Source organism: Anabaena sp. FACHB-595, assembly GCF_048568275.1.
Taxonomy (GTDB): domain Bacteria; phylum Cyanobacteriota; class Cyanobacteriia; order Cyanobacteriales; family Nostocaceae; genus Trichormus.
This window is the reverse complement of the sequence record NZ_CP183473.1, coordinates 438,914-450,306: the sequence shown is the minus strand read 5'-3', so window position 1 is coordinate 450,306 and position 11,393 is coordinate 438,914. Positions and strand designations below refer to the sequence as shown.

The 11,393-nt window shown below is 44.4% G+C and carries 10 protein-coding genes, 1 tRNA gene and 1 CRISPR repeat array; of the genes, 6 read left to right on the top strand and 5 right to left on the bottom strand.

Features of this window, described 5'->3' with window-relative positions:
* Positions 1 to 96 precede the first annotated feature (96 nt).
* Positions 97 to 729 carry a class I SAM-dependent methyltransferase gene (locus ACN222_RS01905; protein ID WP_010994561.1) on the top strand — a complete coding sequence of 211 codons (633 nt, stop codon included), beginning with the start codon at positions 97 to 99 and terminating at the stop codon, positions 727 to 729.
* Between the two features lie 264 nt (positions 730 to 993).
* Here ACN222_RS01905 and ACN222_RS01900 read toward each other — a convergent pair.
* A tRNA-Ala gene (locus ACN222_RS01900) sits at positions 994 to 1,066 on the bottom strand.
* A gap of 60 nt (positions 1,067 to 1,126) precedes the next feature.
* On the opposite strand from ACN222_RS01900, the gene ACN222_RS01895 reads away from it, so the two are divergent.
* Positions 1,127 to 2,056, top strand: coding sequence for a rhodanese-related sulfurtransferase (locus ACN222_RS01895; RefSeq protein ID WP_010994560.1), 930 nt, complete (start codon positions 1,127 to 1,129; stop codon positions 2,054 to 2,056).
* Between the two features lie 456 nt (positions 2,057 to 2,512).
* Positions 2,513 to 4,730: direct repeats of the CRISPR family, unit length 37 nt; unit sequence GTTTCCATCCCCTTGCGGGGAAGTGATGGTAAGTAAC.
* A gap of 333 nt (positions 4,731 to 5,063) precedes the next feature.
* Here ACN222_RS01895 and cas2 read toward each other — a convergent pair.
* Entirely contained in the window at positions 5,064 to 5,348 is a 285-nt protein-coding gene (gene cas2, locus ACN222_RS01890; RefSeq protein ID WP_010994558.1) for a CRISPR-associated endonuclease Cas2, read from the bottom strand.
* A gap of 107 nt (positions 5,349 to 5,455) precedes the next feature.
* The gene (gene cas1, locus ACN222_RS01885) at positions 5,456 to 6,649 is read right to left on the bottom strand and encodes a CRISPR-associated endonuclease Cas1 (protein ID WP_231865506.1); all 1,194 of its coding nucleotides are present in this window, start codon (positions 6,647 to 6,649) and stop codon (positions 5,456 to 5,458) included.
* A 5-nt stretch (positions 6,650 to 6,654) separates the two neighbouring features.
* On the opposite strand from cas1, the gene csx18 reads away from it, so the two are divergent.
* A complete protein-coding gene (gene csx18 / locus ACN222_RS01880) occupies positions 6,655 to 6,963 on the top strand; it encodes a CRISPR-associated protein Csx18 (RefSeq protein ID WP_010994556.1) in 309 nt (102 codons plus the stop codon).
* A gap of 94 nt (positions 6,964 to 7,057) precedes the next feature.
* Here the strand turns inward: csx18 and cobS are convergent, their stop codons facing one another.
* Positions 7,058 to 7,816, bottom strand: coding sequence for an adenosylcobinamide-GDP ribazoletransferase (cobS, locus tag ACN222_RS01875; RefSeq protein WP_010994555.1), 759 nt, complete (start codon positions 7,814 to 7,816; stop codon positions 7,058 to 7,060).
* 119 nt (positions 7,817 to 7,935) lie between these two features.
* Here cobS and ACN222_RS01870 point away from each other — a divergent pair, with 119 nt between their 5' ends.
* Positions 7,936 to 9,144 carry a NupC/NupG family nucleoside CNT transporter gene (locus ACN222_RS01870; protein ID WP_010994554.1) on the top strand — a complete coding sequence of 403 codons (1,209 nt, stop codon included), beginning with the start codon at positions 7,936 to 7,938 and terminating at the stop codon, positions 9,142 to 9,144.
* Positions 9,145 to 9,221: 77 nt separating this feature from the next.
* Here the strand turns inward: ACN222_RS01870 and ACN222_RS01865 are convergent, their stop codons facing one another.
* The gene (locus ACN222_RS01865; protein WP_010994553.1) at positions 9,222 to 9,683 is read right to left on the bottom strand and encodes a hypothetical protein; all 462 of its coding nucleotides are present in this window, start codon (positions 9,681 to 9,683) and stop codon (positions 9,222 to 9,224) included.
* A 263-nt stretch (positions 9,684 to 9,946) separates the two neighbouring features.
* Between ACN222_RS01865 and ACN222_RS01860 the strand changes: the two genes are divergently transcribed.
* Complete coding sequence (locus ACN222_RS01860; protein ID WP_044520597.1) at positions 9,947 to 10,696, top strand: sucrose-phosphate phosphatase; 750 nt, start codon at positions 9,947 to 9,949, stop codon at positions 10,694 to 10,696.
* Positions 10,693 to 11,334 (top strand): Holliday junction branch migration protein RuvA, encoded by a 642-nt coding sequence (gene ruvA, locus ACN222_RS01855; protein ID WP_010994551.1) that lies wholly within the window; start codon positions 10,693 to 10,695, stop codon positions 11,332 to 11,334. The genes ACN222_RS01860 and ruvA overlap by 4 nt, the downstream gene beginning before the upstream one ends.
* The last annotated feature ends 59 nt before the right edge of the window (positions 11,335 to 11,393 follow it).

Sequence of the window (11,393 nt, the reverse complement as noted above, 5' to 3'; positions counted from 1 at the left end):
AGCAGGCGGTCAGCTAGGCTGGGCGGAACACCAACGATTATGGTGGAGGGTAGCCCATCGCTGCTAGTTTAATAATGAATTACTCTACACAGCCAGATGAACACACCACAAGACCCCCGCAAATATGCACCAGCAACACAACGCAACCGCGAACCCATCTTAGAAGTGCTTTTACAAGTGTTGCCTGCCAGTGGCACTATTCTAGAAATTGCCAGTGGTACAGGTGAACACGCCATTTTCTTTGCCCCCCGCCTCAAACCACGTAAATGGCTACCCTCTGACCCCAATCCGGAATTACGGGCTAGTATCACCGCCTGGATTGCACAATTTCCCAGCGATAATCTTTACCCACCTGTAGAACTTGATGCGAGTCAGCCAATTTGGTCAGTAGAAAGGGACGCAATTCTACAGGATGCCCCCATTGCTGCCATAGTTAATATCAATATGATTCACATTTCCCCTTGGTCAGCTTGTTTGGGACTGTTGGCTGGTGCGGGGCGGATTTTGCCACCAGGTGGGATTCTTTATCTTTACGGGCCTTATAAACAAGGGGGAGAACATACCGCCCCAAGTAACGCCGCCTTCGATGAATCCTTACGTTCCCAAAATCCAGAGTGGGGAGTACGCAACCTGGAAGATGTGATTGCAGCAGCTAAACAACAAAATCTCCAACTGCACAAAACCTACCAAATGCCTGCTAATAACCTTTCGGTGGTCTTTCAACGTTAATTATGTAAGGGTGTAGGGGTATAAGGGTATAAGGGTATGAGGGTATAAGGGTATGAGGGTGTAAGGGTATGAGGGTGTAAGGGTATGAGGGTGTAAGGGTATGAGGGTGTAAGGGTATGAGGGTGTAAGGGTATGAGGGTGTAAGGGAAGAATCTGGTTTTACTCTTTCCCCTAAACCCCTATACCTTTTAACAGCAAGCGCTTAATGCGAGCTGCATATTCACTTTTCTTTCCCCCATACCCCTATACCCTAATTTACGTCAATGGAGGTTAGCGGACTCGAACCGCTGACATCCTGCTTGCAAAGCAGGCGCTCTACCAACTGAGCTAAACCCCCGTAAAATTGAATTTATTAGTCTCCGCTATCATAACCGAAAACTCTGTTTTTTACAAAGGGATGAACCAAGAAAATACGCAAATCGTTGCTGCATTTTATAAATTTGTCAGTTTGCCGGATTTTGCCGAGAAACAAGAACCCTTATTGGCTTATTGTTTAGCCCAAAATATCAAGGGTACGATTCTCTTAGCTAAGGAAGGAATCAACGGCACAATTGCAGGTTCGCGTCTAAGCATTGACAATGTTTTATCTTATCTACGTTCTGACTTGCGCCTACAAGACCTAGAACATAAAGAATCTACCGCAGACACCCCGCCATTTGAACGGATGAAAGTGCGGCTGAAAAAAGAAATTGTCACCTTGGGTTTACCAGAAGTAGACCCTAATGAACAGGTGGGTGCTTATGTGACCCCTGAAGAATGGAATGAGTTGATTTCTGACCCGGAAGTGATTGTTATTGATACACGCAATGATTACGAGGTACATATCGGTACTTTCCAGGGGGCGCAAAATCCCCAAACAAACTCATTTCGAGACTTCCCCGAATATGTCCGCCAAAACCTCGACCCGAATCAGCACAAAAAAGTTGCTATGTTTTGTACTGGGGGTATTCGCTGCGAAAAGGCTTCATCTTTCATGCTTTCTCAAGGTTTTGCAGAGGTGTATCATCTCAAGGGTGGTATACTCAAATACCTAGAGCAAATCCCGCCAGAGGAGAGTTTATGGCAAGGGGAATGTTTTGTTTTTGATGAACGTATCGCCGTAGTTCATGGGTTAGAGCCGGGAACTCATGAGTTATGTTTCTGTTGTGGACACCCCTTGGCTGAAGAAGATAAGGCATCTCTTCAGTATGAGGAAGGTATTTCTTGCCCCCACTGTTTTGATAGTCTTACGGAAGATAAAAGAATGCGTCAGCAGGAGAAGTGGCGACAGTATCAGTTAAAAAATTCCCACTCTTTGGGTAATTCAAAATTAGGCGTTGCTGATTAGTGGGATGATTTTTGTCTCACGCATTCGCCGCCAGGCGTTCCGCTTGCGGTAGGCGCAAAGACGCATTCGCCGCAAGGCGTTCCCGCAGTGGAATTTAGCGGGGAGATTTCCTTAAAGTATGTCTGCAAAGGCGCAAAGACGCATTCGCCGCAAGGCGTTCCCGCAGGGTAGAATCAATATTCTGCTTTACAAAAAAGTCTCAATTCATCCCGCATTTATGCAACGCCCAAAATTATAGTCCCGTCAATTATTTTATCCAAATTCTGGCGATCGCTCAATCATATAGCTGGGGATTGGGGATTGGGGACTGGGTACTGGGTGAAAAGTCTTGTTGTGTCTAGGTTGTATCATCTATTGATGTTCTAACACTACTGGTAACAGCTATATCTTTTAATTTCCGCCCCCTTGTGGGTAAGTAAGCTTGGCTTGCCTACTGACTTGGCTATGCCTAGAGTCGCACCCATCCCCTTGCGGGGAAGTGATGGTAAGTAACTAATTGTAGATAATACTCTGCGTCATTTAAAAGAACGGTTTCCATCCCCTTGCGGGGAAGTGATGGTAAGTAACTCTTCAGTTTCCGCGAAGCCTGGGCAGATGTTGTAAAAGAGGTGTTTCCATCCCCTTGCGGGGAAGTGATGGTAAGTAACTGACTATGTGGCGATTGTGAAACACCGTGAATGTGTTGTGTTTCCATCCCCTTGCGGGGAAGTGATGGTAAGTAACTGAAGTTATTGGACTGGCAATTAGATCTGACTCAGCCAAGTTTCCATCCCCTTGCGGGGAAGTGATGGTAAGTAACATCGTTAGTGGACTAACTAAATTAACATCTAAAGCACTTGAGGTTTCCATCCCCTTGCGGGGAAGTGATGGTAAGTAACAAATTTAACTTTGCCTACTTCATAGCTTGGCCTTACGGTTTCCATCCCCTTGCGGGGAAGTGATGGTAAGTAACCCTTATAAAAAAGGAGTATTTTGGATAGGGACAGTTTCCATCCCCTTGCGGGGAAGTGATGGTAAGTAACTCCACAATTTCTTGTGGAGTAATTTGGTAAATTAGTTTGTGTTTCCATCCCCTTGCGGGGAAGTGATGGTAAGTAACCTACAGCAAACGGAGGTATGGATTGCAAGGATAAAGTTTCCATCCCCTTGCGGGGAAGTGATGGTAAGTAACTTCCATCGGCGATCTGTATGGCCGTCCATACAAACGTTTCCATCCCCTTGCGGGGAAGTGATGGTAAGTAACCTCTGTGTTTGCCTGGTGCTACCGACGTATGGGCGAATGGAGTTTCCATCCCCTTGCGGGGAAGTGATGGTAAGTAACCAGCCACGCCGCGGCGATCGTTGATCCCGCCATACTGCACCTCCGAGGTTTCCATCCCCTTGCGGGGAAGTGATGGTAAGTAACGCCAAAAAACACCTCGGCCTGGGCCTGGAGTTCACCCAGGACGTTTCCATCCCCTTGCGGGGAAGTGATGGTAAGTAACCTCAGAAGGGTGAGTTTCTTCAAGATACATACGAGTTGCTATTACGTTTCCATCCCCTTGCGGGGAAGTGATGGTAAGTAACCATAGGATAGCTTTGCTGTGTTTATATAAGTTTGATAGTTTCCATCCCCTTGCGGGGAAGTGATGGTAAGTAACTCGGCGCAGCTGCCGCACTCGTCGCAGCTCGCCGGGTACTTCACGTTTCCATCCCCTTGCGGGGAAGTGATGGTAAGTAACTTGTAAAAGTGGAAGATATCACAATGAATATGAATTATACAGGTCGTTTCCATCCCCTTGCGGGGAAGTGATGGTAAGTAACAGATATAGCATCAGGATTACCTTTGGCTACCTCTTCAGCTAGACGTTTCCATCCCCTTGCGGGGAAGTGATGGTAAGTAACTCTATTCCCAGATCATCGAACATCAGATCCGCCAACGTTTCCATCCCCTTGCGGGGAAGTGATGGTAAGTAACCCATTTGAAGGCATCCTGCCGCCCGCCCAGGCCGAGGAGGTTTCCATCCCCTTGCGGGGAAGTGATGGTAAGTAACTTTCTTCTATTCTCTCTTCTGGAGTTCTAGGAATACATCCTTCCCAGTTTCCATCCCCTTGCGGGGAAGTGATGGTAAGTAACCTGCGCGCGCGAGGATGGCAGGTGCGCATCCTGTCCGGCGAGTTTCCATCCCCTTGCGGGGAAGTGATGGTAAGTAACTTGATGGAAACTTTTAGTCCGCGACTAGATCATCGCAGTCGTTAGTTTCCATCCCCTTGCGGGGAAGTGATGGTAAGTAACCATTCCGTCGCCAGGGTGTCCGGTGCCGCGCCTTTGCCAATGGGTTTCCATCCCCTTGCGGGGAAGTGATGGTAAGTAACCTGCGGCGGCACCGCGGCCTGTCGCGCACGGCGGCGCGGCAGCGCGCGTTTCCATCCCCTTGCGGGGAAGTGATGGTAAGTAACCGAGCTCCCACGGGCCTGTGCTTCCGCTCCGATGCAGCACGAGAGTGGGTTTCCATCCCCTTGCGGGGAAGTGATGGTAAGTAACTCGCCTCTTCTGGTAAATCCTTCAGCCTTTTAGATGCTTTTTGTTTCCATCCCCTTGCGGGGAAGTGATGGTAAGTAACGGGACGCGCGGGTCAGCGGGGAGAGGTTCATGGAGTTTCCATCCCCTTGCGGGGAAGTGATGGTAAGTAACCCTACCCTTTGGAAACTATTACTATATTTAGATTTCAAGGTTCAGTTGCGCCGAGGTACGCAAAAGCTATTGTAGTTTATACACTCAGTAGTGATAAATCAAAAGCTTTTTTACCAAAATTCAGCTTTATAGACAATTTAACCGAATAAACTCCAGTAGTCAAGGTTAAATTACTAACTTTACTTTTATTTACACATATTTATTCTTCCTAGCTTGTCATATCTCCCTGCGACGAATTAGCAGTGACATTTACAATCCGTTACAAACTGCCAAGCCCTAGTAAAAATTTGCGTTTCAGCCTTTAAAAACATCATTTTCACCAGAGTATAGACGTTACAAAATTAAATAATCTGGTGGTTCATAAGGAGGCTCACCACCATAGACCCTTGTTTGCTGCTTGGCTGTAGCATCAAGAGGATAAACCCTGAGACTGTCCTCACTTAATTTCAGTATGGGTAGCCAACGCTTCTCTAACTGATAATTCAAAACAGACTCCTCTAAAGGACATTCAAATACGGAATACTGTACTCGTTGACAGCGCTGTTCTATTAACTTAGCCAGTTTAGTCCGACGCTTATCGTCAGGTATGTCATAACACACTAAATAAAGTTTGGTCATTAGTTATTGGTTTTTAGTCATTAGTCAACAGTCAACAGTCAACAGTCAACAGTCAACGGTCAACAGTCAACAGTCATCAGTCAACAGTCATCAGTCATCAGTCATCTTCATTTGATAACAAATGCTTCATAGTCTAACTTTGACTGTAATAAACAGCGTCCCAAACTGCGGGCTTGTTCCAGTAAAATTTGATTCAAACTCAATTGGCGATTTTGTGGGGGATAAAGTACAGAGGTGCGGAAGCGACGTTCTAATTCTCCTAGTAATAGCTTTTTTCCCATAGTTCCCAACCAAATACCCACACCATCAGGGGAAGGCTGAAAATCTTCTTGGGTTAATAAGTCTGACTGAATTAGAGAAATCACGGCTTGGTCTACCACCACGGGTCGAAACTCTTCCATCAAATCCAGCACTAAATTCGGGCGATAGGGTTCAATAGCGTGGAAAAATCCTAAATATGGGTCAAGTCCAGCTTGGACACAAGCAGAAAACACCCGTGCTAACAATACGCCATATCCCCAACTCAATAACGCATTAATTGGGTCTAATGGTGGACGGCGATTGCGTCCGTTAAAATTCCACTGCGTCGGAAACCAATGTTTAAGCGCTTGATAATAAGTCCGAGCGCAAATTCCCTCAACTCCCATAAGTTCGTTACGATTTAACGGCGTAGTAGTGTTGTTCAACTGGGAAGCATAGACGCTAATTAAATCAATTGCTTCGGTTAATTCACTAATCTGTCCATTCGTAGCGCGGTTACGCCGTTGTAGCAGAACTCGTTGGTTACGCACTTTACCAATCACCAATTTTTGTGCTAGCGCCATCCCAAATGTAGTTTCTACAGTGCGGTACTGAGCTAGACGAATAGTCATGTTAGTTGCAAAGTGTCCCTGGAGACGACCGCGAAATTGTCCATCTTGACGAAGAAATATCGTTTCAATACCCCGGTCAAGTAATTGGGAAATCACCACATCGGTCAACTGAACACCTGGTAAAACAACTATAAGCGTGATTTCTGCTAGGCGACAATTGTGAGATTTTTCCTGCTTCATGATAATTAACGACTCGTTGCGATAACGGAGTATAGTTCCTGGTTCGGTTAGATAAAGTGTCGTCATGTGGATAAACAGTAAAGACGCGATTATACTCTTATAAGAAAAGACACTACGAGTCTTTACAGATACGTGTAACAGTGGGGAAGTTAATTCTCTTAGTTTGTCTACATTCTCCACCCCTAATGGAAAATCCCACTTCCACAGGGATGTCAGAATAAATCCACTTTCATCAACAAGCAAGGACAAAGATTATGTCTGCATCTGTCACAAAAAAATTAGTCCGATATCGTAGCTGGATTGTAGCTATAGTCAATGCGGCGGTGACTTGGGTGATTTTAATTATTGCGCCCTTGGGTTTGTTTGCGGTGATTATTTGTACAGTGGGGGTATTTTTAGCTAGTTTACTAGTTGGTGAGATATCCGACAGGCTGTTATTCAAACTGCTGCGAAACATCCAGCGCGATGTTATTCAAGCCAACCGAGAAACTGATAGCCTGGATGTGGGGCTATCCAGTTATCTAGATTTACCCACAGAGCAGAAAACTGAAAAACAGGAATGAACGCATTATGTTTGTGCTGATGAGTAAACTGGGATGAAATTAAACGCAGATGCACGCAGATAAACACAGATAGAATTATTGCCTACATGGTAAGTTATGTGAGTATGGTGAGTACGCAGAGAAATAAAGCCTCTGTCCACTCGACGACTGCGCCGTAGGTGTCGCCGGTGTGTCCGCCTAATTTGTGATTAAACCATGCAGCTGTTAAAGTAGCGATCGCACTCCCGGCAATTAACACCACTACTGATATCAATAGATGATGGTTATTTACTAGCCAAAATAAGCCACTGATTGCAAACATCAAGCATAATCCGGGTAATAAATCTTTGTATGAGCGAATAGCTTGTTTATGGAATGCGCCTTTACCAGTGGCTTTTAAATAAGGATAACAGGCGATCGCCACTTGTTGTCCCCAACGTCCCCAACCACAAGCAGCCATTAATACTAGCCAACGGTATTCCCCAATCTCTGTGAGGGCAGAGGTTTTTAGTAATAATATAGCGATCGCACTCATAGCTCCAAATGCACCTGTAGCACTATCCGCCATCACTTCCAACCGCCGTTCTGGGTCACCCACAGCCAAACCATCAGCCGTATCCATCGCCCCATCTAAATGTAACCCCCCAGTGATAAAAATCCACAGTACCACCACCAAGGCACTACGAGTTAATACGGGCATACCCAGATAATTCATGCCTCCATCGAATAACCCTAAAATCCCCCCAATAATTAACCCCACCGTAGGGACTAGCCGCGCCACTCGTTGAAAATCCAAGCCATTAATATAAGGCAGAGGGATATTTGTGTAAAATATAATACTTGCCAATAAATTCAATAACAACAGCTTCACCATCTCATTCCCACTTCATCACCCATAACCAATCCTCCGCGTTTCAATTTCCCCCAAAACTGAACAAAAAAGCAAATTCTTATGTATACTTTTTGACCATGTTTGTATAAAAGCAAAATTACATGGAACGTGCCATATCTGCTTTAGGAATTTTAGTTTTCATTGGTATATCCTACGCTATGTCTATTCGCCGTGACGCAGTACGTTGGCGAACTATAGCCTGGGGTTTAGGTTTGGAATTTGTATTGGCGCTAGTGATTCTCAAAACACCTTGGGGATTAAATGTGTTTAGGTCTTTGGGTGATACAGTCAGCCATTTTTTATCATTCTCAGATGTGGGGGCAAAATTCGTCTTTGGCGATAATTTTAAGGATCATTTTTTTGCCTTTCAAGTACTACCGACAATTATCTTTTTTTCTGCCTTCATTAACGTCTTGTATTATTACGGCATTTTACCAAGGGTGGTCAATGGGTTGGCATGGGTGATGATGAAGACAATGAAAACTTCTGGTTCCGAATCTCTATCTTGTGCTGGTAACATTTTTCTAGGGCCGACAGAATCAGCACTGATGGTAAAACCCTATGTGGCAAAAATGACCCAATCAGAACTCCATGCGGTGATGACTGGAGGCTTTGCCACAATTGCTGGTGGTGTGCTGGGTGCTTATTTGTCTTTTGGAATACCTCCAGAACATTTAATTGCTGCTTTTTTTATGACGGCTCCTACCTCGTTAGTAGTATCAAAATTACTTTATCCAGAAACGGAAGTATCGGAAACTGCTAGTCAGGCAAAGATGGAAGGCGAGACTGGTTATGTCAATGTAATTGATGCGGCTGCTAGCGGCGCAATTGACGGTGTAAAGCTAGCAGTGAATGTGGGGGTAATGATTATTGCCTTTTTGGGGTTGTTGGCTGTTGTTAATGCCCTAATTGGATGGTTGGGGTCTTATATTGGTTTACCACAATTATCTTTAGAGTGGATTTTGTCTTTTATTATGGCTCCTGTAGCGTTTTTTATGGGTGTACCTTGGAGCGATTGCGCGCAAGTGGGGGCGCTACTGGGTAAGAAAACAATTTTGAATGAGTTTCTGGCTTATGTAGATTTGGGAAACTTAATCAAAAGTGGAAAAATCTCTGAGAGGGCAGTGATTATTGCTACCTATGCTTTGTGTAACTTTGCCAATATCGGTTCAATTGGGATTACGATAGGCGGTATTACTGGAATGGCTCCTCAACGTCAACATGATTTAGCCCGGATGGGTGTTAGAAGCATGATTGGTGGATTGTTGGCAGGTTTTATTACCGCTTGTATTGCCGGAATGTTAATTTAACAACCGTATTTCATAATTAAATTTTTCTCAGGGTGTTAATTTCTTTGTAAAAGATGAGTGATTTATGCCACATTATACTAGTTATTTTTAACATAACCAAGCTGCCAGTTTTGTGGTTGCTTTAACTGATTGAGCTTACCTTGGATCATCAGATTTAGAGCAATGCGAGTATTTAAATATCCTCGAACTGGATAGTAACCTTGCTTGCGGGGAATGCTAGCAAGAACATTTTTATCAAGAGGCATTAATCCCCCACATTGAGTAGGTTCTCCTGGGATTTTTAGCCGAAATAAATACTCATGTTGGTAGCCGTCGGGAATCTGAAATAAAGCGTATACATGATGCTGACCGCGCCAAGGTTGAACAACTATCTCTTCAGCAAATGTATAGGATTTAGCCTCTTTTGTCTGAATAAAACCATAGGGGATATTACAACTTGCCACAGGCGATCGCTCGAAAAAATCTGAGATGTAATATACTCCCATCACAAAAACTAAACTAAGTGCAAATAATAAATGAAAACGAAATTTTTTCAGCACTTATATAGAACCTAAATCATCTTTCTGTGTTATTTTAGCGAGGAAAAATGGGGGTATAGAGGAAGGAGTAAAAATAAATTTCTTTTCCCTCACACCCTACACCCTACACCCTTACACCCTACACCCTCACACCCTTACACCCTCACACCCTTACACCCTTACACCCCTACACCCTCACACTCCTACACTGGTGAGAATACATAAGAACCAAAATCTGGTAAATTAGCTCGGAATGCTTGACCTATGAATTTGGGAACAAAATAATGAAGCCATTTCTTTTTGTCACCGATTTGGATCATACTCTGGTAGGTAATGATGCAGCCCTGGCAGAACTCAGCCAGATACTCACTCACCATCGTCAAGAATATGGCACAAAGATAGTTTATGCCACTGGGCGATCGCCTATTCTTTACAAAGAACTGCAAGTAGAAAAAAACCTGATAGAACCTGATGGGTTAGTTTTGTCTGTGGGTACGGAAATCTATCTTGATGGTAGTGGTAATCCTGATTCTGACTGGTCAGAAATTCTTAACGATGGCTGGAATCGAGAACTAGTATTGTCCGTAACTAAAAAATTTCCTGAATTAATGCTGCAACCAGACTCGGAACAACGTCCTTTTAAAGTCAGTTTTTTTCTGCATCAAGAAGCCTCATTTAAGGTCATACCACAACTTGAGACAGAGTTAGCGAAATGTAAACTAAATATAAAGTTAATTTATAGTAGCGGTATAGACCTTGACATTGTACCATTAAACAGCGATAAAGGTCAGGCAATGCAGTTTCTTCGTCAAAAGTGGAAATTTGCAGCAGAAAGAACAGTTGTCTGTGGTGATTCAGGTAATGATATTGCTTTGTTCGCTGTGGGCAACGAAAGGGGAATCATCGTCGGGAATGCCCGACCGGAGTTGCTTCAGTGGCACAGTGAGTATCCCGCAGACCATCGCTACCTGGCAAAAAACTTTTGTGCAGGTGGAATTATTGAAGGTTTACAATTCTTTGGTTTCCTCGAATGATTAGCTATCTCAAAGGTATAGTCGCCGGTATTCAAAACGTAGGCAGCAATCGTGTCATTCTCACTCTCGAAGTGAATGGTATGGGCTATGATTTGCAAATTCCCCAACGGTTAGCCAAGCAATTACCCACAACCGGAGATTTGGTACAAATATTTACCCATTACCAAGTCCGGGAAGAAATTCCCTTGCTTTATGGTTTCTCTTCCCCAGCCGAACGGGATTTATTCCGCCACCTATTGTCTGTGAGTGGTGTAGGTGCAGCCAGCGCGATCGCTCTCTTAGACACCTTGGAACTACCCGATTTAGTCCAAGCCATCATTGCTGCTAACGTCCAAATCTTAATTCAAGCCCCAGGTGTGGGCAAAAAAATCGCCGAGCGTGTTTGTTTGGAACTCAAAGCCAAATTAATCGAGTGGCGCAAATCAGCAGGCTTCTTCGTCGCTACCGAAGGCCCAGCCCCCGGCATTCTCGAAGAAGTGCAAATGACTCTATTCGCCCTGGGTTACACCGCCCATGAAGTTAGCCACGCTTTACACGTAGTCAGTGAAGACATCGGATTACCCAAGGATGCCTATGTAGAAGACTGGATCAAACAAGCGATCGCCCACCTCAGCAGTAGTGAGCAAGTTAGTCATTAGTCATCAGCTACTCCCCCACTCCCTAAGAGTTCTTTAATTTTGAATTTTGAATTTTGAAT

Coding starts and splice junctions, on each gene's coding strand:
- cas2 (WP_010994558.1), bottom strand. CDS start 5,348: ATGACCAAACTTTATTTAGTGTGTTATGACATACCTGACGATAAGCGT.
- cobS (WP_010994555.1), bottom strand. CDS start 7,816: ATGGTGAAGCTGTTGTTATTGAATTTATTGGCAAGTATTATATTTTAC.
- csx18 (WP_010994556.1), top strand. CDS start 6,655: ATGTCTGCATCTGTCACAAAAAAATTAGTCCGATATCGTAGCTGGATT.
- ACN222_RS01860 (WP_044520597.1), top strand. CDS start 9,947: ATGAAGCCATTTCTTTTTGTCACCGATTTGGATCATACTCTGGTAGGT.
- ACN222_RS01905 (WP_010994561.1), top strand. CDS start 97: ATGAACACACCACAAGACCCCCGCAAATATGCACCAGCAACACAACGC.
- ruvA (WP_010994551.1), top strand. CDS start 10,693: ATGATTAGCTATCTCAAAGGTATAGTCGCCGGTATTCAAAACGTAGGC.
- ACN222_RS01895 (WP_010994560.1), top strand. CDS start 1,127: ATGAACCAAGAAAATACGCAAATCGTTGCTGCATTTTATAAATTTGTC.
- ACN222_RS01870 (WP_010994554.1), top strand. CDS start 7,936: ATGGAACGTGCCATATCTGCTTTAGGAATTTTAGTTTTCATTGGTATA.